Annotated in this window: 22 protein-coding genes; 12 read left to right on the top strand and 10 right to left on the bottom strand. The window is 63.3% G+C overall.

Going from position 1 to position 25,193, the window contains the following annotated elements; all coding sequences use genetic code 11:
- Positions 1–94 precede the first annotated feature (94 nt).
- From AWB74_RS47240 to AWB74_RS14445, 5 genes are all read left to right on the top strand, one after another.
- The gene (locus AWB74_RS47240; RefSeq protein WP_061147430.1) at positions 95–1,183 is read left to right on the top strand and encodes an alpha/beta fold hydrolase; all 1,089 of its coding nucleotides are present in this window, start codon (positions 95–97) and stop codon (positions 1,181–1,183) included.
- 249 nt (positions 1,184–1,432) lie between these two features.
- Positions 1,433–2,413 carry a hypothetical protein gene (locus tag AWB74_RS14460; protein WP_061147429.1) on the top strand — a complete coding sequence of 327 codons (981 nt, stop codon included), beginning with the start codon at positions 1,433–1,435 and terminating at the stop codon, positions 2,411–2,413.
- Positions 2,414–2,634: 221 nt separating this feature from the next.
- Entirely contained in the window at positions 2,635–3,393 is a 759-nt protein-coding gene (locus tag AWB74_RS14455) for a flagellar brake protein (protein ID WP_061147428.1), read from the top strand.
- Positions 3,394–3,432: 39 nt separating this feature from the next.
- Complete coding sequence (locus tag AWB74_RS14450) at positions 3,433–3,801, top strand: hypothetical protein (RefSeq protein ID WP_235024573.1); 369 nt, start codon at positions 3,433–3,435, stop codon at positions 3,799–3,801.
- A gap of 111 nt (positions 3,802–3,912) precedes the next feature.
- Entirely contained in the window at positions 3,913–4,590 is a 678-nt protein-coding gene (locus tag AWB74_RS14445) for a MarC family protein (protein WP_061147537.1), read from the top strand.
- A gap of 654 nt (positions 4,591–5,244) precedes the next feature.
- Here the strand turns inward: AWB74_RS14445 and AWB74_RS14440 are convergent.
- Both AWB74_RS14440 and nudC read right to left on the bottom strand, forming a co-directional pair.
- Positions 5,245–5,829, bottom strand: a complete 585-nt coding sequence (locus AWB74_RS14440) for a histidine phosphatase family protein (protein ID WP_061147426.1) — start codon at positions 5,827–5,829, stop codon at positions 5,245–5,247.
- Positions 5,830–5,913: 84 nt separating this feature from the next.
- A complete protein-coding gene (nudC, locus tag AWB74_RS14435) occupies positions 5,914–6,840 on the bottom strand; it encodes an NAD(+) diphosphatase (protein ID WP_061147425.1) in 927 nt (308 codons plus the stop codon).
- A gap of 90 nt (positions 6,841–6,930) precedes the next feature.
- On the opposite strand from nudC, the gene AWB74_RS14430 reads away from it, so the two are divergent.
- Positions 6,931–7,635 (top strand): glutathione S-transferase family protein, encoded by a 705-nt coding sequence (locus AWB74_RS14430; protein ID WP_061147536.1) that lies wholly within the window; start codon positions 6,931–6,933, stop codon positions 7,633–7,635.
- Here AWB74_RS14430 and AWB74_RS14425 read toward each other — a convergent pair whose 3' ends face one another.
- The 4 genes from AWB74_RS14425 to AWB74_RS14410 are packed head-to-tail and all read right to left on the bottom strand — an operon-like array spanning position 7,636 to position 12,313.
- Complete coding sequence (locus tag AWB74_RS14425) at positions 7,636–8,802, bottom strand: serine hydrolase domain-containing protein (RefSeq protein ID WP_061147424.1); 1,167 nt, start codon at positions 8,800–8,802, stop codon at positions 7,636–7,638.
- 15 nt (positions 8,803–8,817) lie between these two features.
- Positions 8,818–10,224, bottom strand: coding sequence for a dihydropyrimidinase (hydA, locus tag AWB74_RS14420; RefSeq protein ID WP_061147423.1), 1,407 nt, complete (start codon positions 10,222–10,224; stop codon positions 8,818–8,820).
- A gap of 10 nt (positions 10,225–10,234) precedes the next feature.
- Positions 10,235–10,963 carry a maleate cis-trans isomerase family protein gene (locus tag AWB74_RS14415; RefSeq protein ID WP_061147422.1) on the bottom strand — a complete coding sequence of 243 codons (729 nt, stop codon included), beginning with the start codon at positions 10,961–10,963 and terminating at the stop codon, positions 10,235–10,237.
- Between the two features lie 51 nt (positions 10,964–11,014).
- Positions 11,015–12,313 (bottom strand): MFS transporter, encoded by a 1,299-nt coding sequence (locus tag AWB74_RS14410; RefSeq protein WP_061147421.1) that lies wholly within the window; start codon positions 12,311–12,313, stop codon positions 11,015–11,017.
- A gap of 161 nt (positions 12,314–12,474) precedes the next feature.
- Here AWB74_RS14410 and AWB74_RS14405 point away from each other — a divergent pair, with 161 nt between their 5' ends.
- Positions 12,475–13,200: a GntR family transcriptional regulator gene (locus tag AWB74_RS14405; protein WP_061147420.1), complete on the top strand. Its 726-nt coding sequence runs from the start codon at positions 12,475–12,477 to the stop codon at positions 13,198–13,200.
- Between the two features lie 65 nt (positions 13,201–13,265).
- Here the strand turns inward: AWB74_RS14405 and AWB74_RS14400 are convergent, their stop codons facing one another.
- Positions 13,266–13,754, bottom strand: coding sequence for a hypothetical protein (locus tag AWB74_RS14400; protein ID WP_061147419.1), 489 nt, complete (start codon positions 13,752–13,754; stop codon positions 13,266–13,268).
- A 128-nt stretch (positions 13,755–13,882) separates the two neighbouring features.
- Positions 13,883–14,341 carry a PRC-barrel domain-containing protein gene (locus AWB74_RS14395; RefSeq protein WP_061147418.1) on the bottom strand — a complete coding sequence of 153 codons (459 nt, stop codon included), beginning with the start codon at positions 14,339–14,341 and terminating at the stop codon, positions 13,883–13,885.
- A gap of 218 nt (positions 14,342–14,559) precedes the next feature.
- Here AWB74_RS14395 and AWB74_RS14390 point away from each other — a divergent pair, with 218 nt between their 5' ends.
- Entirely contained in the window at positions 14,560–17,619 is a 3,060-nt protein-coding gene (locus AWB74_RS14390; RefSeq protein WP_061147417.1) for a transglycosylase domain-containing protein, read from the top strand.
- Between the two features lie 23 nt (positions 17,620–17,642).
- On the opposite strand, the gene AWB74_RS14385 is transcribed toward AWB74_RS14390, so the two are convergent.
- Positions 17,643–19,157, bottom strand: coding sequence for a trypsin-like peptidase domain-containing protein (locus AWB74_RS14385; RefSeq protein WP_235024582.1), 1,515 nt, complete (start codon positions 19,155–19,157; stop codon positions 17,643–17,645).
- Positions 19,158–19,333: 176 nt separating this feature from the next.
- Positions 19,334–19,921: a MarR family winged helix-turn-helix transcriptional regulator gene (locus AWB74_RS14380; RefSeq protein ID WP_061147416.1), complete on the bottom strand. Its 588-nt coding sequence runs from the start codon at positions 19,919–19,921 to the stop codon at positions 19,334–19,336.
- Between the two features lie 263 nt (positions 19,922–20,184).
- Between AWB74_RS14380 and AWB74_RS14375 the strand changes: the two genes are divergently transcribed.
- From AWB74_RS14375 to AWB74_RS14360, 4 genes are all read left to right on the top strand, one after another.
- Entirely contained in the window at positions 20,185–21,510 is a 1,326-nt protein-coding gene (locus AWB74_RS14375; protein ID WP_087039006.1) for an MFS transporter, read from the top strand.
- A 180-nt stretch (positions 21,511–21,690) separates the two neighbouring features.
- On the top strand, positions 21,691–22,653 hold the full coding sequence (locus AWB74_RS14370) for a PDR/VanB family oxidoreductase (RefSeq protein ID WP_061147414.1): 963 nt from the start codon (positions 21,691–21,693) through the stop codon (positions 22,651–22,653).
- A gap of 19 nt (positions 22,654–22,672) precedes the next feature.
- A complete protein-coding gene (locus AWB74_RS14365; RefSeq protein ID WP_061147413.1) occupies positions 22,673–23,998 on the top strand; it encodes a Rieske 2Fe-2S domain-containing protein in 1,326 nt (441 codons plus the stop codon).
- On the top strand, positions 23,998–25,191 hold the full coding sequence (locus tag AWB74_RS14360; RefSeq protein ID WP_061147412.1) for a Gfo/Idh/MocA family protein: 1,194 nt from the start codon (positions 23,998–24,000) through the stop codon (positions 25,189–25,191). Before AWB74_RS14365 ends, AWB74_RS14360 begins: the two co-directional genes overlap by 1 nt.
- Positions 25,192–25,193: the final 2 nt, after the last annotated feature.

The following is a 25,193-nucleotide window of genomic DNA, read 5'->3' as shown; positions in this document are numbered from 1 at the left end:
CTTTCCATTCGTTTACGCGCGAGCATGAGCCATCGCGCGGGGCTGCCGCGCGGCCGTCGTCTTTGTACGTAGTCCCTACTTACACATCACTCCGATGGTCACGCGCCCGTCCATATCCCGGCAGCAGATCCGCCTCTGCACGGCGAGCGACGGCGTGCGCATCGCGTACGCGACGTGCGGCTCGGGGCCGCCGCTCATCAAGGCGGCGAACTGGCTCAGTCATCTGGAACTGGATTTCACGAGCCCGGTCTGGAGCCATCTGATGCTCGAGCTGTCGAGCCGCTACACGCTGATTCGCTACGATCAGCGCGGCTGCGGGCTTTCGGATCATGACGTCGGCGATATTTCATTCGATGCCTGGCTACGCGATCTCGAAACCGTCGTCGATGCGAGCGGCCTCGAGCGCTTTCCGCTGCTCGGCATATCGCAGGGCGCGTCGATCGCCGTGGCGTATGCGGTCGCGCATCCGGAGCGCGTCACGCATCTCGTGCTGCATGGCGGCTACGCGCGCGGCCGGCTGAAGCGCACGTGCGATCCCGCGCTGCACGAGGAAGCCGAAATGCTCGTGAAGCTCGCCGAGCTCGGCTGGGGCAAGCAGAATCCGGCGTTCCGGCAGTTCTTCACGACTCAGTTCATCCCCGGCGGCACGCCCGAACAGCATCACTGGTTCAACGAACTCGAACGCCTGACCACCACGCCGGGCAACGCCGCGCGCATCATGCGCGTGTTCAACAACATCGACGTGGTCGATCTGCTGCCACGCGTGCAATGCCCGGCGCTCGTGCTGCACGCGAGCGGCGATGCGCGCGTGCCGTTCGACGAAAGCCGCCTGATCGCCGGGCAAATAGCGGGCGCGCGCTTCGTGCCGCTCGAAAGCGAAAACCATCTGACGCTCGAATCCGAACCGGCGTGGCAGCGCTGGCGCGAGGAAGTGCAAGCGTTCCTGCCGTCGGCGGCGCATCTGACCGATCCGGCGTTTTCCGCGCTGACGCCGCGCGAACGCGATATCGTCGAATTGCTCGCGGGTGGCCGCGACAACGCGCAGATCGCCGCGCGCCTTGCCTTGAGCGAAAAGACCGTGCGCAATCACATCACGAGCATCTTCGCGAAGCTCGAAGTCGAAAACCGCTCGCAGGCGATCGTGCTCGCGCGCCGCGCGGGCTTCGACGCGCCCGCCGTCTGAAGCACTTCATTCGCCTGGGCGGCCCACACGCCCGGGACATGCGTCCCCCCTCCTTGCCGCCAAAAGAGCGCATTCCCGCTCGCGACCGGGACATGCGCCTCATGCGCGGGAGCGCACCTGTCCCGACAATGCTTCGCAGAACGGAGACGCGACGCCTGACCTTTACGCCGACCTGTTCGACGCGGCGCGCTTCGCTATGGCGCCCATTTGATCGCAGTCATCGACGCAAAGTCAGCACGGAGTCCGCACATGGAAGCAGTTCAGCACGAGTCCCCCAGGATCAGCCCGCAACAACGTTATGCGAAGTGCATCGAAGTGTCCCGCCGTATTCGCTGGGATATCGATCGCGACGTATTGCGCGGCCGTTACTTCGATCCTGCCCATAAGTTCATGCCCGACGGGCTTTCGCAGGTGAACCGCCTGCCCTTTCTGGATGCGCGCGAATGCCGTCTGATGTCGCAGATTCAGGGCCGCACCTACGCCAACATGTTCGGCATGATCGAGCGCTTCGTCGGCGCGAAGATGCTGGAGGTTGGACGCGATCACGCGCTCGGCGATCAGACTGCGCTCGAAGCGATCGTCCGTTTCACCGATGAGGAACTGAAGCATCAGGAGTTGTTCCGGCGCGTCGAGGCGCTCGCGGCGCTGTCGCTGCCGCCTGGTTATCGCTTCATTCCGCAAGCCGACGAAGTCGCCGCGTTCGTGCTCGGCAAATCGACGTGGTCGATTCTCGCGCTGACGTGCTGCGTCGAAATCGTCACGCAGGTGCATTACCGGCAGAGCATGGAAAGCGACAGCAGTCTTTCGCCGCTCTTCAAGGACATCTTCCTGTTTCACTGGAAGGAGGAGTCGCAGCACGCGATCATCGACGAACTCGAATGGATGCGCGAAGACGCGCGGCTCGACGATGCCGCGCGCGACGTGGCGATCGGCGATCTGATCGATCTCGTGATGGCCATCGACGGCATGATGCAGGCGCAGGCCGCCGCCGATGCGCATTACTTCGCCACGATGCTCGACCGCGCGCTCTCGGACGACGAGGAAGCGCGCGTGCATGCGGGACTCGTCGACGCGTATCGCTGGCAGTACATCATCTCGGGCGTCGATGAGCCACGTTTCGGTGAAATCCTCTCGCGCGTGATCAGCGAGCGGCAGGGCGAGCGGCTCGGCGCGGCGCTCGCGCCGATCAGACGCCTCGCGCTTGAAAGCGAGCCTGACGCGCTCGCGTGATGCGTTTTTGGTGAGGCGCGCGAAGGCCGGGTGAAGGTGCCCGGCCTTCGTCATTTTGAAAGCTATGCGTAAGAAAAATTGCTTTGCTGCTTTGCAAAACGCTGAATTGCCGTGGAAATCTACTTGTTACCGGCGTACTGAACCCGATTTTTTTCGTGCAAGATATGTGTCACAGGTAGCCGCCGTTTGCTGTCCCAAACTGATAAATAGATTGGACCACCATGCTCGCCGAACCGTTGCCGCATACATCCGACATCGAAAAATTCGCCGAAGATCACGAACGCTTCGCGCGTCACACGCCATCCGAAATCTCGATCGTCCTGCGTAGTCTCGTGCAGCGCCGCGACATGCTCACCGTGACGAGCGGGCAAGGGCAGATCGTCACGCAATTGCTGGAGATCGACGTGCGCGAGGCGCGCATCGTGTTCGACTGGGGCGGCGTCGAATCGGACAACCGGGCGTTGCTCGAGGCCCGGCAGTTGTATTTCAAGGGCGCGCCCGATGGCGTGCGCGTCGAGTTTACGACGCAGGCCGCGCGCGCCGTGACCCACGAAGGGCGGCAGGCGTTCGAAGTGTCGTTTCCCGAGAAGCTCTATCAGTTCCAGAGGCGCGAATATTTCCGCGTGCCCGCGCCGATTCTCGATCCGTTCTACGCGAAAGGCGCTTTCGCCGACGGCGAAGCGTTCCGTTACGAAGTGCACGATCTGTCGCTCGGTGGCATCGCGCTGCGCATGGAGTCGCCGCGTCTCGCGGAAACGGAAATCGGCACCGCGTTCAGCGATGTCGTGCTGCATCTCGGTCCGGGCGCGGCCTTTCCCGTCGATCTCGAACTGGTGTCGCCGCGCACCGTGACCACGCCGCGCGGCGATGTGCGCTATGTCGTCGGCTTTCGTTTCGTGCAGCTTTCGGGCACGGCGGAGAACGTGCTGCAGCGGCTCATCACGCGCATGGAGGCGAAGCGCCGCAGCCTGTCGGCCTGAGCCGGCGTGCGGGCGCGAGGCACGCGTGGAGTAGAATGCGTGCCTCCTTCCACTGCATCGCAACACATGTTCCGCAAGGCCTGGCGCGGAGAAGAACGCTTCTGGAAAGTCTGGTGGCTGTTGGGTGTGCCGATCCACCTCGCATGGTGGTTCGTCTATCTCGACCTCTGGACGAGCGGCGTCGTTCCCGAAACATTTCTGCTGATCACCGTCTGGTTCTGGCCCGGCATGCTGGGCGTATTCGCCGTCTGCTCGGCGCTGTATCTGCTGTGGTGCGTGCTGGCGTGGCGCTGTTCGGGCAACGTCGACCGCCGCGTATGGACGATCGTCGCGCGCGTGCTGATCGGCATCGGGCTCGGCTCGTTCGTCACCGAATGCGCGCTGATTCTCACGGCGCCGTTCGCTTGATATCGTCGCGTCCGCTCGCTGACCCTCGCACGCGGTGCGCCTTCGCGTGCACAATGTCCGGGCTTGCCGGGCGAGAACAACGCAGCCAACGACGAACGGACGACGACGCGCATGCTCAACGAATTCGCCAAGACGGTTCTCGTGATCGTCGCGGGGCTGTTCCCGATCATCAATCCGCCGGCGACGGCGCTCGTCGTGCTGAGCATGCTGCCGCATCTCGGCGATGCCGACCGCGCGGAGCTCGCGCGGCGCATTTCGATCAACAGCTTTGCGATCCTGCTGGCTTCGCTGTCCATCGGCGCGTATGTGCTGACTTTCTTCGGCATCTCGATTCCGGTGCTGCGCGTGGCGGGCGGCATCGTCGTGGCGATGGCGGGCTGGGGCTTGCTCCAGAGGCCCGATGACGACGACACCGCCGAACCCGCACCGAAGCCGCGCAGCGGCGCGACGCTGCGCGCGAAGGCGTTCTATCCGTTGACGCTGCCGATCACCGTCGGGCCGGGTGCTATCGCGGTGGCCATCGCGCTCGGCACGGGCACGCCGCGTCAGGGCTTGCAGCCGGTGCATCTGGCGGGCGTGGGCGTCGCGCTCGTGCTTCTGAGCGTGAGCATCTATGTCTGCGTGCGCTTCGCCGGGCATTTCGAACGCCTGCTCGGCACCGCGGGCACGCAAGTGGCGATGCGTCTGTTCGCGTTTGTCATCTTTTGCATCGGCGTGCAGATTCTTTGGCTCGGGCTGGCGGAGTTGATCGGGTCGGTGAAGCTTGATGTGAGCCTCAATCAGCGTTGATGTTCGCCGGATCCCGTATTCGCGGTGGTTTATTAGCGTTGCCCCTTCCCGGGGCGGGGGTAACTTTCTTTGCTGCTGCAAAGAAAGTCACCAAAGAAAGCAGCTTTTTCGACCCAGAGTGCCTCACACCGGCCGCGGCACAGGCGATTGGCTGAATGGAACCCAGAGTAGCGAGTGCCCTCACAAGCAGAATCGGGCTTGGATCGCGCACGGTATGCCGCCCGATAACGTTAAGCGAGCTGGTTCAGCACGAAATAGCTCCGGCACAGCGCTACGCGCTGCCGCGGGGTCTGCAAGGGAAACCAACTGATCACAAGTGCAGTGAGTAGAGCGCACGCAAACCCGCTTGACCGGTCGGCCGCGAAGCGGGCCGGAACTTGCAAGGGCTGCACCAGTAAGTTATGTGGTGCGAAGAGTCAGACCGTGCGCGATCCAAGCCCGATGAGACCTGCGAGGGCACTCGCTACTCTGGGGGCCATTAGGTCAATCGCCTGTGCCGCGGCCGGTGTGAAGTGCTCAGGCTGGGGATAGCTGTTTCTTTGGTTACTTTCTTTGCAGCAGCAAAGAAAGTGACTGCCGCCCCGCATAGGGGCGAAGCTAATAAACCGACAAGAAATCAGGATTCCATAGAAAGAAAGCCAAACAAGCCACCGCCTAAGGCAACAAATTCCACTTACTAATCACGCGCACATCGCGCTCATACCCAAGCACACTCATCGCAGCAGTATCCATCGCGAGATGCGCACCCAACGACGGCGCCCCCGTCGCCCATTGCGCGCCGAACACCCGCGAGAAATGCGCATGCGAAAAGAGCGCAATATTCGTCGCCCGCGTCGCGACGAGCTTGTCGATGAGCGCCTGCGCGCGCTTGCCGATATCGGCGAGACTCTCGCCCTCCGGCATCGGCGATGTCCACACGGACCAGTCCGGCGTTTCCTGGCGAATGTCCGGCGTAGTACGCCCTTCGTAAATGCCGTAATTCCACTCGTGAAGTTCCGGCTCGACTTGCGACCGTTCGCCCAGACCGGCAAGCCTGCACGTTTCGATCGCGCGGTTCATCGGGCTCGTCAGCACGAGATCGAACTCTTGCGCCGCAAGTACCGGCGCGAGCGCGCGCGCCTGCGTGCGGCCCGCATCGGTCAGCGGTATGTCGGTCGTGCCGGTGTGCTGGCCCGACTTGCTCCATTCGGTTTCGCCATGCCGGATCAGCCAGATTTGCACGCCGCTTTTCATGTTCATGTCATTCACCCGATGTCTGAAGATAGCCGCTTGCGCCCCACCGATTCTGCACCGGTAACGCGACGCGCGCCGCGATGCTGCCGCTCAGTCGAGCTCGCCCGTCGCGAACGCTTTCAGCAGATGATGCGCGATCGCAAACGGTTTCGGCGCCGAAAGCCCTTGTTCGTGCGTGCCATCGAGCATCGCGCCGACTTCCTTGCGCGTGAACCAGCGCGCGTCCTCCAGCTCTTTCTCATCGACGACGATATCCGTACCAGCCGCACGCGCGAAGCAGCCGATCATCAGCGACGACGGAAACGGCCACGGCTGCGACGCGTAATAGCGCACGTCCGTGCAGCGGATGCCGGCTTCCTCCAGCACTTCGCGAATCACCGCATGCTCGAAGGTCTCGCCCGGCTCGACGAAACCCGCGAGCGCCGAATACATGCCCGGCAGAAATTGCGGCTGACGGCCGAGCAGACAACGCTCGCCATCGGTGACGAGCATGATGACGACCGGATCGACGCGCGGAAAATGCTGCGCCTTGCAATTCGCGCAGATGCGCCGCCAGCCCGCGCCCGCCGAATCGGTCGGCTGGCCGCAGTTCGCGCAGAAGCGATGACGGCGATGCCAGTCGAGCATCGAGCGCGCCTCGCCGAGCGCGCTGACCATCGGCGGCGGCACGAGGCCTTGCATCGCGATGGGACGAAGCTCGATCGCCTCGATCGCCGATTCTTCGGGCAGGCTTTCCGCGCCCGTATCGAATGACGATGCGAAGAGCGCGCGCCCTTGCGCATCGCGGCCGAGAAACACGCTTTGCATCGGCGCGCCGAGCGTGGCGGCTTCCTGCGCGCTGAAAAGCGGATCGTGGCCTCTCGTGCGCTTGAAAAGCGGCACATTGTTCACGAACAGCAGGAAGCGCGTCGACGGATCGTCGCGCAGACCGGCGACGAAGCTTTCGTCGTCGCGCTTTTCCGACACGCGATCGAGCGGATCGAGCGTAAAACCGATGGCATGAGGCGGCGTGGGCATAGTATTTTTGCGTATGTGGCGAAAAGGCCGATCAGGCATCGTAGCGAAGATGGCGCGTCCTTGCAGGCGGCGCATTTCCCGGAGACATCGATGATCACGCTCTATTCGTATCCTCAGTTGTTCGGTCTCGAAGACAACAATCCGTTCGGCCTGAAGGTTTTCGCGTTCCTGAAGCTGACGGGCCTGCCGTTCGAGCATCGTCACGTGCTCGACACGAGCGCCGCGCCGCGCGGGCAGCTGCCGTATCTCGTCGACGACGATGAAACCATCGGCGACAGCGACGCGATCATCGCGCATCTGAAGCGCAAATACGCGCTCACGCTCGACGACGCGCTCAGCGCGCCGCAACGCGATCTCGATCTGCTGATCCGCCGCACGCTGGACGATCTCTATTGGGTGATGTCGTATTCGCGCTGGCGTGACGATCGCTTCTGGCCGCAGTTTCGCGATGCACTGCTCGCGCAGCATCCGGAGATCGCCGTGGAGGCGCTCGATGGCGCGCGCAAATACAACTTCGAGCGGTATCGCTATCAGGGTATCGGACGGTACGAGCCGGAGGCGGCGTATGCGCGCGGCATCGCCAGTCTCCAGGCGATATCGAATCTGCTCGGCGACGGCCCGTTCATGTTCGGCGATGCGCCCGCGAGCATCGACGCGGCGGTGTATGGCTTCGTCGCGAGTATTTATTTCTACGATATCGATACGCCGCTCAAGCGCTTCGTCGCCGCGCAGGGCAATCTCGTGAAGCATTGCGCCGGGATGCGCGCTCGCATGGGACAGAGCGCGAAGCCGTGATCAGCTTTCGGGCGCGTCGTTGAATGCGGCCGCCGTGCCGGGCACGCCCTGCGTCCTGTTGCTGCGTTCGAGCTCTTCCGTCAGCGCTTCGGTTTTGGCCGCCGTCGCGACGGGCCGCGTGGACGGCGTCAGTGCGGGCAGGATGAAATCGTTCACCATGCGCCGATACCGGTTGAGATAGGTCGCGTCGCGCAATCCGCCATCGGTGGGCAGGAGGCTCGTCATTACGACGACCGCATGTTGCTTCGGCAGCACGGTGATGAATTGCCCCTTGAAGCCCATCGCGCCGAATTCGGGCTGGCCTTTCTCGACGACATGCTGAATCCAGCAGTAATAGCCATAGTCGGCGGCGGCGGGCGAGGGCGTCGTCATTTGTTTGATCCATGCTTGCGGCACGATCTGCCTGCCTTGCCAGCGGCCGTTGTCGAGCATCAACATGCCGATCTTCGCCATGTCGACGGCGCGCAGCCTCAAGCCCCAGCCGCCCGCGACCGAGCCGGTTTCATCGGCGCCGGTCCAGCGATAGTGCGACATGCCGAGCGGCTCGAACAGCTTCTTCTGCGCGAAGCGGTCCTCGCGCTCATGCGCCGCGACGCTCACGGCCGTGCCGGCCAGCACCGGATTCACGTCGATGTAATCGAAGTCCGTTCCCGGCGCTTTCGTGGCGCGCGCCGTCACCGCGACGCGCAGGCGATCCGGCGCGCCGTAGTAGAGCGGATCGGTGCCTTCGCGCGTCTGATAGCTGAGCCCGCTCGACATCGACATCAGATGACGCAGCTCGATTTCCTGCTTGTCCGCGAGCTGCGCGGCGAGATCGGGCCGCGCCTTCGCGATGAGCGGCACGACTTTCATCGACGGATTCAGCTTGCCTTCGCCTTCCAGCACGCCGACGAGCAGCGACGTGATCGTCTTCGTGACCGAATACAGCTCATAGTTGTTGTCGCGCGTGAGGCCGTCGCCGTAGCGCTCGAACACGATCTTGCCGTCCTTCACGACGACGAGACTGCGCACGTCCATCTTGTCCGCGCGTATCCATTCCGACATGCGCACGAGCGGTACGGAATCGACGCCGACGGACTCGGGCACGACCGTCGGCATGTCTTTATCCGCGGCATGCGCGGTGACGCAGAACACCGCCGCTGTCAGTGACAACAAACGCAGCTTCATTGCATCTCCTTCAAGTCATTCGAGATTGGGTTTGCCAGCGGGAAGAAAACGTCCTCGCCCGGCTTTCACATCGAGCAGCCTGCCGTCTTCGACGAGGAGTTCCCCGCGCGAAAAGCAGTGACGCGGCCATCCGGTCACGTCGATGCCTTCATACGGCGTGTAATCGACCGCGTGATGAAGCGATGCATTGGCGATGGTCACGCGCTTTTCCGGGTCCCATACGACGATGTCCGCATCCGCGCCTACCGCGATCGTGCCTTTCCTCGGATACAGCCCGTAGAGCTTCGCGGGCGCGAGCGACGTGAATTCGACGAACTGATGCAGCGAAATGCGTCCTTCCTTCACGCCCTTGAAAAGCAGCGGCAAGCGCGTTTCGAGGCCGGGAATGCCGTTCGGAATGTGATCGAACGAGACTTCCTTGCCGCCGGGTTTCTTGCCTTGCGGATCGTCGTAAGAGAAGGGCGCGTGATCGGACGACACGAGCGAGAACACGCCCTGACGCAATGCTTTCCACACTGCGTTCTGATTCGCAGGATCGCGCGGCGGCGGGCTGCATACGCACTTCGCGCCCTCGTACTCGCCGTGTCCGAGATCGTCGGCGGTCAAGTACATGTATTGCGGACACGTCTCGGCGAGAATCGGCAAGCCGCGCGACTGGCCCCATCGAATTTGCTCGATGGCATCCGCACCCGATACATGCACGATGAGTATCGGCACGTCGACGAGCTCGGCGAAAGCGATCGCGCGATGCGTCGCCTCGCGTTCGACGACCGCCGGCCGCGCGAGCGCATGCGCGTGCGGCGCGTGCAGGCCTTTGCCCAGCAAACGTTCGGTGAGCCAGCCGATGCAATCCGAGTTTTCCGCATGCACCATCACGAGCGCGCCATGCTCACGCGCGACGGTCAGCACGTCGAGCATCTGACGATCGTTGAGCTTGAGATCGTCGTAGGTCATGTAGACTTTGAACGACGTATAGCCATTCGAGATGAGACGCGGCAACTCTTCCGCGAGCACATGCGGCGTCGGATCGGCGACGATCAGATGAAAGCCGTAGTCGATCAGCGCGCGTCCTTCCGCGCGGCTGTGATAGTCATCGACGGCGGCCTGCAGCGATTGCCCCTTCGCCTGCGCGGCGAACGGAATCACGGTAGTCGTGCCGCCGCACAGTGCGGAGCGCGTGCCGGACAGGAAATCGTCGGCCATGCGCAGGCCGTCGGGCATCGGCTGATCGAGATGACAGTGGCCGTCGACGCCGCCCGGCAGCACCAGCATCCCGCTCGCGTCGAGCTCGCGCGGCGCGCCCGGCAGACCTTGCCCGAGCATCGCCACGCGGCCGTCGCGAATGCCGATGTCGCACGAAAACCGGTCCGACGCAGTGACGACGTCAGCGTGACGGATCACGAAATCGAGATCGTTCGACATGGCATGTCCCTCAGATGACTTCGCTGAAGAGGCGGCCCCAGCCCTTGACGCTGCGCGTGTCGTAATCGGCAAGCTGCAGCGACTTCCATACGACGGTCGTGATCGTGTCGTAAATAGGAATGCCGGTTTCTTCCTCCAGTTCCGGCACGAGATGCGCCGCGTTCAGGTTCGTGCAGAAGATGGAGATCGCGCGCGGCCTGTCCTTCGCGACTTCGCGCACCATGCGGCGAATTTCGTCGGGCTGAACTTCCGAGAACGAGAAGTTGACCTTCAGGTTCAGATGGCGCTCGGCGATGCAGTCGAGCCCTTCGCTGCGATAGTTCGCGATGATCTTGTCCTGCACGTCGTCGAGATACGGCGTGACGAGGCCGAACTCGCGGGCATCGGTTTTCTTCAGGATTTCATTGAGTGCGAGAACGGATGTCGTGGCCGGAATGCCCGTCGCTTCCGTGATGCGGCGGCACAGGCGTTCGTCGGCTTCGAAGCCGAGCCAGCCGGAAGACGTGCCGTTCCATGCAATCACATCGACTTTGGCATCGGCGAGCAGTCGCGCGGCCTGAAGGATCTTCGAATCGTCGAACTGGCCGAGCGCATGATCGGCGAGCGAAATCTCCGTCACCGGAAAGCGCGCGAAATGCGCGGAAACGCCGGGAAGATTTGCGACCATCGCGCTCGTCAGCGGTTCGAGCGACGTGTTGGACGAAGGCGTGAGCATGCCGAGCAAGGTGCGTTTTTTCATCGTGATATCTCTGGTGTGAATTGAGCGAAGCGTTGCTGAATGAATCCGTGCTTAAACGGGAATCTTCTTTTCGTAATCGATGGCGCTGGAGCACACGAGCAAGCCGACGCCGGCCGCCGCGAAGAACATCAGCGCGAGGAAGTAGGAGTGCGTGAACTGCACGATCGCGCCGACGATGATCGGCACCGCAACGCCGCCGATATTGCCGCCGAGATTCATGAAGCCGCCGAGAAAGCCGATCTTGTTGCGCGTGCCGAGCGACGACGGAATGCACCAGTAAAGACCGCACCAGCGCAGGAAGAAGAGCGTCGAGGAGAGCAGGGCGACGACCGCGACCGCATTCGTCACATACGCCACCGAGAAGATCGACACCGTCGCGATGACCGCCGCGATGCCGAAGAGCGTGCGCATCACGACATTCGGACGTCCGCCCGCGGCCTTCCACTTGTCGGCGATCCATCCGCCGATCAGTTCACCGACGAAGCCGCTGAAAAAGATGATGAAGCTCGAACCGCCCATCTGCTTGATATCGAAACCGTGAACCATGTGCAGGTAATTGGGCATCCACGTCAGCAGGCCGTAGAACACGCTGTTGAAGCACATCCAGCCGAAGAACATGCACCACACCGAGCGGTACTTGAAGAAATCGCGCGAGCGTCCGGACAGCGACGCCGGTTCGGCGGCCGCATCGCGTGCATGCGATTCCTCGATATAGGCGGCTTCGAGCTCGTTCACGCCCGGATGCTCGCGCGGTGTGTTGCGTACATAGAACCAGGCGAGGAAGCCCGCGAGCACGGTGCCGACGCCGGCCACCGCGAAGGCGAGGCGCCACGAACCGAGCGTCGCGATGAGGCCGGTGATCAGGATCGCGCCCAGCGCCGCGCCGAGCGGTGCGCCGCCATCGAGCAGCGTCGCGCCGCGGCCGCGCTCCGTCTGCGTCATCCAGATGGCGTTGAGCTTGCCGCCCGCCGGATAAATCGGCGCTTCCGACGCCCCGAGTCCCAGACGCGTGAGCAGCAGGCTCGGCGCGTTCGTGCAGACCGCGGCGATCGCCTGGAAGAAGCCCCAGAAGACCGTCGCCGATGCGATCACGATGCGCGGCTTGAAGCGGTCGGCGAGCATGCCGCCGGGAATCTGCATGACCGCGTAGGTCCAGAAGAACGAGGAGAGGATGAGCCCCTCCATCGCCGGACCGATGTCGAACTCCTTCGAAATGAGCGGCATGGCGACCGACAGCGACGCGCGGTCGATGTAGTTGATCGCGATGAGGCTCAGCATGACGACGAAAATCTTCCAGCGAACGGTGGATTTGCCCACCGTCAGTGCGGCAACACCGGATGTTGAAGACATGAACGGGCTCCTGGATAAGCGGATGTTTTCGTGACGTCGCGCAACGTTGGACAGAGTATAGGATTAGAAATTTATAATTACAAACAGCGTAAACCATTGGTTTTATTGAAATTAGATGTTTTACAGGGTTTTCACCGAGTTCGTGCTAAGCTTGCACTGCGATGAATCAGACCACCAAAAGCCCCCTCCTTCTGCGCACCCGCGGCATGGCCGCGGAGATCGCCGCGCGCCTGCGCGTCATGATCGACGAGGGCGAATTGCCGCCCGGCGCGCGCATCGACGAAAAAGATCTGAGCACTGCGTTCGACGTCTCGAAGACGCCGTTGCGCGAGGCGCTGAAGGTGCTGGTTGCCGAAGGGAGAGTGACGCACCGGCAGTACATCGGCTATCGCGTTGCGGAGATCGATCTCGGCGACCTTGCTTCGACCTTCGAGCTGCTTCACGGCCTCGAAGCGATGGCGGGCGAACTGGTGCAGCAACGCATCACGAATACGGAAATCGGGGCGATTGCGGCGAAGCATCGGCGCATGGTGGAGTGCCACGACGCGGGCAAGCGCGTCGAGTACTTCAAGCTGAATCAGCAGATCCACCAGATGATCGTCGATGCCGCCGACAATCCCGTGCTGGCGGGCATTTATGCGACCTTGATGGCGAAGGTGCATCGTGCGCGCGGCGCGGCCAATGCGGACACGCTGCGCTGGGCCGAATCCGCCAGCGAGCACGAGGCGATTCTTGCGGCGCTCGAAGATCCGGCGCATGAAGGCTTGCCCGCGGTTCTGCGCGAGCACTCGGAGAACACGGCGCGCGAAGTCCTTGCGGTGCTGATGCGCGCAACGGACGACAGGCCGGCTGCACGAAGCGGGGATTTTGCACGCGAGGGCGCGTAGGTCTGCAGTTGGCCGTTCGCCGGGATAACCGCGAAGTTATCCCGACGAGCGCCCGTCACCATGTTCTACTGCTTCTTCGCGGCGTCGACCTTGGCTTCCGCCGCCTTCTTGTTTGCGTCGTTCTGAGCCTCGACCTTTTTCTCGTCGGCCTTCGCTTGCGCTACGTTCGCATCGTTTGCGGCCTCGTGCTGTTTCTTGTCGGCTTTCGTTTGAGCGTCCTGCATCTTCTTGTTCGCCTTGGTTTGCGCCTTCGCCGCATCATGTCGCGCGCCGGACGCCTCCGCGGCCGTGGTCGCCTTGGCGCCCTTGGCGGCCTTCTTGTCGGCATCGGCCTGGGCGGACGCTTTGTCTTCATTCGCCGAGGCCTGCGCTTTCGCGGCATCGCTCTGCGCTTCGGCCTTCTTCTTGTTCGCGTCGGCCTGCGCTTCCATCTTCTCGCTGTTTGCCTTCATTTGAGCTTTCTGCGCGTCGCTCGCGTCTGCGGCTGTCGCCGTGTGTTCGAATGCGGCAGTGGCGAGCAACGCGGATGCGATAACAGCTATGAACTTTTTCATGATTGGAATCTCCTGTACGTCTACTTTTTCAATGGCAAACTTTGCTTCCCCGGTCTCTCTTCTGATCGAGCGCGTCGCTGTACTCCGAGCCACGGATCGATCGGGAGATGACTGATGAAGTCTTCGCTTCAGAACGCCGGCGGAATATCGCCATAGGTCGAATCATCTCGTTCGTAGCGTTGCCAATAGGGCGGCCGGCTGTAGTAGCGATGGATCGAATCCGCCCACGAGCGGTCTGCCATCGACGGCCACGCGTCCTTGTCGAAGCCCGGTGCGTTCTTGACCAACTCCGTGGTGGCCGAGATACGGAAGCATTTGTTGTCGGTATCGAGCGTCAAGGCGCTCCACGGAATCGCCAGCAGCTTGTCTCCGATGCCGAGGAAGCCTCCGCTGGAGAGAACCGCATAGGCGATGCGACCCGAACCGACGTCGAGCATGATCTCTTTGATCTTGCCGACGTCGTCTCCATCGGAACTCAGGACGTTGTTCCCGTCCAGAGTGCTCGCGGCCATGACGTCCGGTCCCGGGCCTTCCGCTGTCGCGGCGCCTTTCCCGACTATGTTCATCTGACTTGTATCGACTGACATGTTGTGTCTCCCAAGGAGCCGAAAATCACTTTCGGCTTGTCAGCACTTGCGCAAAGAACGTTCCGTGTAGCCGGGGATTTATCGTTCTCGACTCATGCATTTATCTGCAAACGAACGCTTCTCAATTCGACGTCCCGGCGACCTCACGCGGGAGGCAATCTCTGCACTAAACTGTTTGATACGGAACAAAGCCGTCGGGCGCACGGGGAGATCGCGTCATGAGCCGGCCACTGGAAGAACAAATCTCACGCGCGCCGCGCGCCACATCTGCGAGGCGCTGGATCGCATGGCTCTTCGCCATCGCGGGCGTGCTCATTTGCGTCGTCGCGGCGCGCATGACGCAGATCGAACTGCAGACGTCGCAGCGGCAGGCGCGTTATCTGTCGGAGCTCGGAAGCGAAATCGGCTTTAGTGTCGATGACGGCCCAAGCGCGAACGCACTCCAAGCCGCTGCCGGACCCTACGACGTGCGGCTCGGATACGCATCGCTGCCATCGTTCGAGGAGCGGCTCGTCGCGCGCGGATTCGCCGTCGCCGCGCAGGCGCGTGGAACGGCCGCCATGCTGTCGATGGCCGAAAAGGGCCTCTTTCTTCCCTATCAGGAAAAGGACAGCGCCGGGCTTGCATTGCTCGATGCGCGCGGCGCATCGCTCTACCGTGCATCGAACCCGGGCGGCACTTACGACAGTTTCGAGTCCGTTCCGCCTGTCATCGTCCATGCGCTGCTCTTTATCGAAGACCGCAATCTTCTCGACGAAAGCGAGCCCAACCGCAACCCCGCAATCGACTGGGGACGCTTCGGTCGCGCGCTGTTCGATCAGGGCGTGCGCGTCTTCGACAAACACGCGCCGCAACCAGGCGGCAGCACGCTGGCTACGCAGATCGAGAAATTTCGACACTCGTCGGGCGGGCGCACGGCCTCGCCGCCGGAGAAGCTTCGGCAGATCGCATCCGCGTCCGTGCGCGCCTATCTCGACGGCCCGCAGACGATGCCCGCGCGCCGCCAGCTCGTCGTGCGCTATCTGAATTCCGTGCCGCTTGCGGCGCGGCCCGGCATCGGCGAGATCATTGGACTTCCCGACGGCATGGCCGCCTGGTACGGACGCGACTTCGACGATTACAACCGCATCCTGAACGCACCCGTTTCGGCCGAAGCGCTCGATGCGCAGGCGCTCGCGTTCAAGCAGGCGCTATCGCTGATGATCGCGCAGCGCGCGCCGTCGCGCTTCCTGCGGCCCGGCAGTCCGGAGCTGGAGCGCCGCACCGACAGCTATCTGCGCCTGCTTGGCGCAAGCGGCATCATCGCGCCGGCGCTGCGCGACGTGGCGCTTGCCGTGCCGCTCGAACTGAGTCCGGCGCCGCATCGGCGCGACGCGGTGTCGTTCGTCACGCGCAAGGGCGTGACCACGTTGCGCACCAACCTGCTCGCGACGCTCGGCGTTCAGAGCCTCTACGATCTCGACCGGCTCGACCTCACCGTCACCGCGACGCTCGACAACGCGGTGCAGCAGGCCGTGAGCGAGCGGCTGGCGAGCGCGGCCACGCGCGACGGCGCGCGCGATGCGGGGCTCATCGGCTATCACATGCTCCGGCCGAAAGACGATCCGTCGAAGATCGCGTACAGCTTCACACTGATGGAGCGCCGCGGCGGCGCGAACCTCGTGCGCGTGCAGACCGACAGCGTCAATCAGCCCTTCGATATCAGCCGCAGCGGGCGGCTCAACCTCGGTTCGACGGCCAAGCTGCGCACGGTCATCACCTATCTGCAGATCGTCGCGGACCTGCATGCGCGCTTCGGCCCGATGAGCGCGGCCCAGTTGCATGCCGTGACGCCCGACCGCCAGGACGCACTCACGCGCTGGGCGCTCGACTATCTCTCGAAGACGCCGGACCGGTCGCTCGCCGCGATGCTCGATGCCGCCGTCGAGCGCAAGTATTCCGCGAGTCCCGGCGAGACCTTCTACACCGGCGGCGGCGCGCAGAGCTTCAACAACTTCGAGGCGACCGACAACTCGCGCGTGCTGACCGTCGAGCGCGCTTTCCAGCATTCGGTGAATCTGGTGTTCGTGCGCCTGATGCGCGATATCGTCCACTACGAAATGGTGAAGGTGGCCGGGCCGTCGTCCGGCTGGCTCGACGATCCGGCCGTGCGCCACGCCTACCTGACCCGCTTCGCGGACGCGGAGAGCCGCGTGTACTTGAGCCGCTTCTATGCGAAGTACCGGCTCAAGACTGCCGACGAGGCGCTTGCGCTGCTGTTGCGCGACGTGCGCAAGTCGCCGCCCAAGCTGGCCACGGTGTTGAGAAGCGTGGCGCCCGACGCGCCGCAGTCATGGTTCGACGCGCAGATGCGTACGGCGCTGCGCGGCACGCCGTCGGCATCGATCACGGATGCGGACCTCGCGAAGCTCTACGTCAAATACGGTGTCGACAAGTTCAACCTCAACGATCGCGGATACATCGCGAGCGTGCATCCGCTCGAACTGTGGACGGTGAATTATCTGCGCGCGCATCCGCTCGCGACGCTGAACGACGCGCAGGAAGCGAGCCGCGATGCACGCGTCGCCGTCTATTCGTGGCTCTTCAAGACGCGCTATCGTGCGACGCAGGACCGGCGCATCAGGCGCATGGTCGAGCTGCAGGCGTATGCCGAAATCGCGAAGTCGTGGCGCGCGCTCGGCTATCCGTTCTCGTCGGTCACGCCTTCTTATGCGACGGCGATCGGCGCAGCGGGCGACCGGCCCGAAGCGCTCGCGCAATTGATCGGCATCGTGGAGAACGGGGGCAGCGGGCTTGCCACGCAGCGCATCTCGACGCTCGAATTCGCGAAGGACACGCCGTACGAAACGCATTTCGTCCATGTGAGCGCGCCGCCGAAGCCGCTGGTCGCGCCCGAGATCGCGTCTGTCGTCCAGCGGCTGCTGCACGATGTCGTCGCGGGCGGCACCGCGCAGCGCCTCGCCGCGGGCATGACCTCGTCCGATGGCCGCTCGCTCGACGTTTCCGGCAAGACGGGCACAGGCGATCAGCGTTTCAACGTCTATGCCCGCGGCCGGCGTCTCATCGAATCGCGCAAGGTGAACCGGACCGCGACGTTCGTCTTCGTGATCGGCGAGCGCTTCTTCGGCACGCTGACCGTCTACGTGCGCGAGCCCTATGCTGCTCGCTACGATTTCACGAGCGCGCTCGCCGTGCAGATGCTGAAGTCGCTCGGGCCCGAGTTGCAGCCTCTCTTCGCTGACGGACAGCCGCTGGCAGCCGAAAGCGTAAGCAGGTGAAATGGCTGCGGGAACCGCGAGGTTCACTTCACATCGACGGACACGAAGTTGCGCTTCTGATTGCGCTGGATCAGCAACGCAGCTTTCTTGCCGCCTTTGGAAGTCAATGCGGTCAGCGCTTGCGGCGATTCGACGAGTTCATCGTTCACGCCGAGGACGATATCGCCGGGCCGGATGCCCGCCTTCGCCGCCGCGCCGGTGGCGGCCTCGACCATCAGACCTTGCGGCAGATCGCTGGCGCGGCGCTCGGCATCGGTCAGAGGATGCAGGGAAAGACCCAGCCGGTCCACGGCCTTTGCTTCGGTCTTCGGCGCTGGCTCGCTCTTCACCGGTTCGCTCTTTGCCGAATCACTCTTTGCCGACTCGCTCTTTGCCGGCTCGCTCTTTACCGGCTCGCTCTTTACCGGCTCGCGCGGATTGATCGTCACCGTCATCGGTCTGGCGTTGCGCACGATCCGCAGCGCCACCGTTTCGCCGGGCGCGAACGCCGCGTCCTGCTGCACGAAGTCGGCGGCATGATCGATGGTCTTGTCGCCGATCTGCACGACGACGTCGCCGGTCTTGACGCCCGCATCGAGCGCCGGCGAACCGGGTGCGACCGAAATCACGAGCGCACCCGCCGCCCGCGGCAAGCCGAACGCGCCAGCCAGTCCGCGATCCACGTCCTGCACCTCGATGCCGAGCCGGGCCTTCGATGCCTCGTGCGGCGCTTCGGGTTGCATGTGGGCCTTGGCCGCATTGATCGGAATGGCGAAGGTCAGGCTCTGGACGCCGTCCGAGCCGGCATACACCTGCACGTCGATGCCGATCACCTCTCCGGCGCGATTGAAGAGCGGGCCGCCGGAATTGTCCGGATGGGTCGCGACATCGGTCTGGAAGAAGGCGAGGCGCTTGCCGTCCGGCCCATCGCGCGACGCCGCGCTGACGAGGCCTGCCGTGACCGTCGTCTGAAAGCGCGCGGGCGATCCGATCGTCAGCACCTGATCGCCGGGCCGCACTTTCGATGAGTCGCCGAGCGTGACAGCGGGAAGCCCCGCCGCATCGATGCGCAGCAGCGCGACGTCGTTTTCCGCATCGATCGAAAGAACCTTCGCCTTGAACTCGCGCCGGTCGGTCAGGGTCACGCTGACTTCGTCGGCCTGATTCACGACATGCGCGGTGGTGAGGATGAGCCCGTCGGCGCTCACGATGAAGCCCGAGCCCGTGGCGAAGATGATGCCCGGGGGATTGCCGTGTTCCTTGAACTGCGGCGCGACGCTCTTGAAGAAGGCGAGAAGCGGATCGTCGGCATCGAGGCTGTCGGGGGTTGCCGCGTGCGGCTGATCATCGGGCTCGGCGGCTCTGACATTCACGACGGCCGGACCGTAGCGTCCGACGATGGCGGGAAAATCCGGGGCTTCGGCGGCGCTCGCCCCAGACGCCGGTGGCGCTGGCTCCGACTTCGGTGCCGGTGCGGATTGCCCGGCAGTCACGGGCGGCGTGACGGCTGGCGTTGCCGCAAACGTGAGGCACGCAACGTGCGGCAGCATCGCGATCATCACCGCGACGCGCAAGAAAACACGGACGAGATACGGGCGCAACACGACACACCTCCCGGAGCCGCCGTTGCGTACGGCGGGGATGGGCGAACACGCGAACAGCGACCGGTTGATGTTTACTTTAGGTGAATTATTTCGTGGACGCCAAGTGCCTCCGAATGAAGTTCGTCAGCCGCTCAGGCGTCTTCCAGACTCTCGCCGCGCTCGGCGATCAGCTTGCCGAGTTCGCGAGTCGACAAGACGCGTCGCATGGGATTCGTCGAGCCAGACTCGTCGTCCGCCAGATTTTCGATGATCGTCAGGAGAACTTTGCGGGCGACCTTGATATCGCGCTCGCTCAGGCCCGTCACGCTGATCTCGTTGACTTCCTCCGCCAGCGGCACGAGCTTGTCCTTCAGCGCGCGGCCCTCGGCCGTCAGAAACACGTGCGTGTTCTTCTTGTTCTCGGGACGCTGCTGACGCTCGACCAGTCCGAGCTTTTCCATCGCGGTCACGGCGGCGAAGGTCGTAGGCGCCATCACGCCCGCCTGCTCGCTGAGTTCGCGCTGCGTGAGGCCGTCGGTTTCCCACAGGATACGCAGGAACGTCCAGTGCCCGAACGATACCGAGTGCTCCGCCAGCCGCATCTGCAATGCACGCACCATCGAGCGCGTGGCGTCCTTGACGAGGTGCGCGAGGCGGTCGTTCGGCACGGATTCGTGCCAGTGGCGCAGCATCTCCGCGGTTTCCGGCGGCGCGCCTTCCACAGTCTTCTTTCGTGTCATGACAGTATCTTTTCGTAGAGCGGTTCTTTCCCCGACATGATAGCCGGTGGGTCGATCGTCCTGCTGTCCGGAGATCGGACAGGTCTCTCCGTGCAAACCCGAACTTGTTCGCGCCCGGCCGTCTCCTTACCATTATGATTAGATATCGAATAAAAATCGCAGATGCCCGGAAGCGGCGGTCAACTTCGCACGCGCCGGCGCATCGTCCTCATGAGCACGGGAATCGGAGACGTTTGGTGGCCAAATCCACAGTCACGCAATTCATGTCGGAATCGGACGCGGCGGACGCGCGCGTCGAGGCCACGTATCACAAGGTCACCTGGCGATTGATGTCGTTCATCTTCGTCTGCTGGGTGCTGAATTATCTGGACCGCGTGAACGTCAGCTTCGCGCAATTGCATCTGAAGCAGGACCTCGGCTTGTCCGATGCCGCATACGGTCTCGGCGTGAGCCTGTTTTTCATCGGCTATATCTCGCTGGAAGTGCCGAGCACGCTGTGGCTCAAGAAGATCGGCGCGCGCCTGACGGTCTCGCGCATCATGATTCTGTGGGGCGGCATTTCCACCGCGATGGCGTTCATGACCACGCCGATGCAGTTCTACATCGCGCGGATTCTGCTCGGCGCGGCCGAGGCGGGTTTCTGGCCCGGCATCATTCTGTATCTGACGTACTGGTATCCGGGCGCGCGGCGCGCGCGCATCACGTCGCGCTTTTTGCTGGCGATCGCCGCGGCGGGCATCATCGGCGGGCCGTTGTCGGGCTGGATTCTGCATAACTTCGTCGATGTGCTCGGCTACAAGAACTGGCAATGGCTGTTCTTCCTCGAAGGCCTGCCCGCGCTGCTGATGGGCATCGTCGCGTTCTTCTATCTCGTCGATCGTCCGCAAGATGCGCGCTGGCTCGACGACGAGCAGAAGAAAATCATCCTCGACGCGCTCGCCGCCGACCGCGCCGAAAAGAAGCCCGCGAAGCACACGCGTCATCAGTTGCTGGTGGCGCTGAAAGATCCCCGCGTCTATATCCTCGCGGCGGGCTGGGGCACGGTGCCCCTGTGCGGCACGATCCTCAACTACTGGACGCCGACGATAATCCGCCAGGCAGGCGTGTCGGACGTGCTCAACGTCGGCTTGCTGTCGGCGTTGCCGTACATCATCGGCGCGCTCGGCATGTTCGCGGTGGCGCGCAGTTCCGACGTGACGCTGGAGCGGCGCTGGCACTTCTTCCTGTGCACGGCGGTCGGCGCGCTGGGCGGCTTTCTGCTGCCGGTGCTGTCGGGCAACACGGCGGCGGCCATCATCTGCCTGGGCATGATCTCCATCTCGTACTTCGGGGCGGCCGCCATCATCTGGTCGATTCCGCCCGCCTATCTCTCCGATGACGCCGCGGCCGCTGGCATCGGCGCGATCAGCAGCCTGGGGCAAGTGGGCGCGTTCTGCGGGCCGATCGCGCTCGGCTGGATCAAGACAATGACGGGCAGTCTCGCGATCGGTCTGTCCGCGATTGCCGCGATCGTACTGCTCGGCGGCCTCGCCGTGCTGATCGGCGTGCCGGCCAATACGCTGCGCGAACACGCGGAAAAACATCCCTGAGCATCGCTTCTCGCAGCATGGGCGGCGCCTTCGTCATGGAGGCGCCGTTTTCATTTGTAGACGCTTTTCAGGGAAAACCCGCTTGCTTCCAAATAATTAGATATCTAATATAAACGACATGGTGATCGACGCTGAAGCAGGCCCGATCGAATGAGGCGACAAGCAGGGGAGCAGGTGCAAATGAACGACGAACTGTCATTCAGGACGCTCGTGGTAACGAAGAAGGATGCGGTGGCGGAAGGCATCTTCCGTTTCGAATTGCGCGATGAAGCAGGGCGCGAGTTGCCGCCGTTCACGGCCGGCGCGCATCTGACGGTGCGCGTGCCGAGCGGCGCGAGCCGCAACTATTCGCTGTGCAACGATCCGGACGAAACCGACCGCTACGTGATCGCCGTAAAGCGCGACGCGGCGGGCCGCGGCGGCTCGATGAGCATGACGGACGACGTCGCACAAGGTGACCGTATCGATGTCTCCGAGCCGCGCAACGAGTTCGAACTGAGCGAGCGTGCGCGCAGCTTCGTGTTCGTCGCGGGCGGCATCGGCATCACGCCGGTGCTGTCGATGATGCGTCACCTCAAGGCCATCGCCGGCCCGCGTTTCAAGCTGTATTACGTGTCGCGCAGCCCGGAGACGACGGCTTTCCTCGATGAACTGTCGAGCGCGGAATGGAAGCCGCATGTGGTGATTCATCACGATCACGGCGACCTCGCCAACGCATTCGATTTCTGGCCTGTCTTCGAAAAGCCCGGCAGCGGCGCGCATGTCTACTGCTGCGGCCCGCGCGCGCTGATGGACGGCGTGCGCGACATGACCGGCCACTGGCCGACGGGCAGCGTGCATTTCGAGAGCTTCGGCGTGGACCAGTCACGCGCGGCGGACAACACGCCGTTCAGCGTGAAGCTCGAACGCTCGGGTCGCTCCTTCGAGATTCCGAAGGACCGCTCGATCCTCGAAATCCTGCGCGACAACGGCATTCGCGCGCCGAGCTCATGCGAAAGCGGCACGTGCGGATCGTGCCGCACGACGCTGTGCGCGGGCGAGGCCGACCATCGCGACATGGTGCTCGGCGACGACGAAAAGCGCGATCAGATCATGATCTGCGTGTCGCGTGCGAAGAGCGAAGAACTTGTACTTGATCTTTGAAATATCTGGAGAAGCGTAAATGCTCACGCATGAAGAAAACGAATTGCTGTGCCGTGTCGAAGGCGATGCACCGATGGGTCAGCTGATGCGCCGTCACTGGACGCCCGTGAGCCTCATCGAGGAAGTCAGCGAGCCGGACGGCGCACCCGTCAAGGCGCGCGTGTTCGGGGAAGATCTCGTCGTGTTCCGCGACACCGACGGCAACGTCGGCGTGATGGACGAATACTGCCCGCATCGGCGTGTGTCGCTCGTGTATGGGCGCAACGAGGATTGCGGTCTGCGCTGCCTCTATCACGGCTGGAAGATGGACGTGAAGGGCAATGTCATCGAAATGGTCTCCGAGCCTTCGTGCAGCGACATGACGAAGAAAACCAAGCACAAGGCGTATGAAACAAAGGAATGGGGCGGCTTCGTCTGGGCGTACATGGGTCCGCAGGACGCGATTCCCGAGTTCGTGCCGCCCGCGTGGGCGCCGACCGAAGATACGCGTGTGAGCATCGCGAAAGCGATTCTGCCGTGCAACTGGGCACAGATTCTCGAAGGCGCGATCGATTCGGCGCACAGCTCGAGCCTGCATTCGTCGGACTTCGTGCCGGCGCGCGTCGGCGGTGCGGAGGCAACCTCGAAGAACTGGCTGCGTCCGTCGACGGACAAGGCGCCGCGTATGCAGGTGCATCGCACGAGCTACGGCTTTCGCTATGCCGCGCTGCGCCGTCCGATTCAGAACGCCGCCACGCACGATTACGTGCGCTCGACCGTGTTCGTCGCGCCAGCCACCGCGCTGATTCCGCCGAACAATCTGTACAACGTCGCCAACATCAACGTGCCGTGCGACGACACCAGCACCGCGTTCTATTTCATGGCGTGGGGACATGCCGACAAGACGCCGGAAACCGAAACGTGGCGCAAGTTTCTCGGGCAGCAGGTCGGCATCGATCTCGACGCGTTCTACCGGCCGCTGCGCAATCACGACAACCGCTTCTGGCAGGATCGCGAAGCCATGAAGGCAGGCAACTTCACCGGCATCAAGGGCTTTCCGAATCAGGACATCGCGATGTGGGTGACGATGGGCCCGATCGCGGATCGCACCGAAGAGCGGCTCGGCGCGAGCGATGTCGCGGTCGTCGAATTCCGCCGCCGGATGCTCGACGCGCTGAAGGAGTTCCAGTCGGGCGATGGCGCCATCGGCACCGGCGAGAAGGCGATTCCGCGCACCGTTTGCTCGTTCCAGGCGATGGTGCCGAAGGACACCGACTGGAAGCAGTACGCCGCGCATCCGGTGTGGATCGCACTTGCCGACGAGGCTGCACCGGAACTCGAATCGAACTATCAGGTTCAGGTCTGATGGAGGCGATCCGACTCGGCATCGCGGGACTGGGCCGCGCCTTCTCGCTGATGCTGCCGACGTTTCTCGCCGACACGCGCGTGCAGCTCGTCGCGGCCTGCGATCCGCGTGAGACGGCGCGTGCGCAATTCGAAGCCGACTTCGACGCGCCTGCTCTTGAAGACATCGAAGCCCTCGCGCGCAGGCCGGACATCGATGCGATCTACATCGCGAGCCCGCATCAGTTTCATGCGGCGCATGCGCGGATTGCGGCATCGCAGGGCAAGCATGTGCTCGTCGAGAAGCCGATGGCGCTGTCGCTCGATGAATGCGACGACATGATCGACGCATGCCGTGAAGCGAAGGTGCATCTGATCGTCGGCCATTGCCATAGCTTCGATACGCCGTATCTGCGTACGCGCGAGCTGATCGCATCGGGTGCATTCGGCGACGTGAAGATGATCCACGCGCTCAACTACACCGACTATCTCTACAGGCCGCGCCGGCCCGAGGAACTGAAGACCGAAGAGGGCGGCGGCGCGGTCTTCAGTCAGGCGGCGCATCAGGTGGATATCGTGCGGATGCTCGCGGGAAGCCGCGCGACGCGCATCCGCGCCGCGGTCGGCAACTGGGATGCGGCGCGTCCTACCGAAGGAGCGTACACGGCCACGCTGTGGTTCGAGAATGGCGCATTCGCGACGCTTTCGTACAACGGCTATGCGCATTTCGATTCCGACGAGTGGACCGGCTGGATCGGTGAAATGGGACAGACGCGCAGCGCGGACGAGTATGGCGTCGCGCGTCGAAAGCTGTCTCAGGTTGCGTCCGGCGAACAAGAGGCTCGGCTCAAGGCAGCGGGCACTTACGGCGGCAACGCTTACACGCCTGCATCGAAAGTAGCCGATGCGCGCAGGCACCAGCACTTCGGGCCGCTGATCGTTTCATGCGAGCGTGGCGACTTGCGGCCGATGCCGGACGCCATCGTCGTGTATGGAGACGAACGACGCGAACGTATCGAGCTCGAAGCGCCCGCGGTTCCGCGCGCTGAAGTCATCGACGAATTGATTGCCGCCGTGCACGGCGACATCGCTCCGCTGCACGACGGCATATGGGCGCGCGGCACGCTGGAAATCTGTCTCGCGATGCTGCGTTCGAGCGCGGAACAGCGCGATGTACTCATCGGCGGGCAAACAACGCATAGTAAGGAATATTGAAT

The organism is Caballeronia arvi (genome assembly GCF_001544695.2).
In the GTDB taxonomy this organism is placed as follows: Bacteria; Pseudomonadota; Gammaproteobacteria; order Burkholderiales; family Burkholderiaceae; genus Caballeronia; species Caballeronia arvi.
The sequence above is the reverse complement of the archived record's forward strand: the minus strand, read 5'-3'. Positions and strand labels throughout refer to the sequence as shown.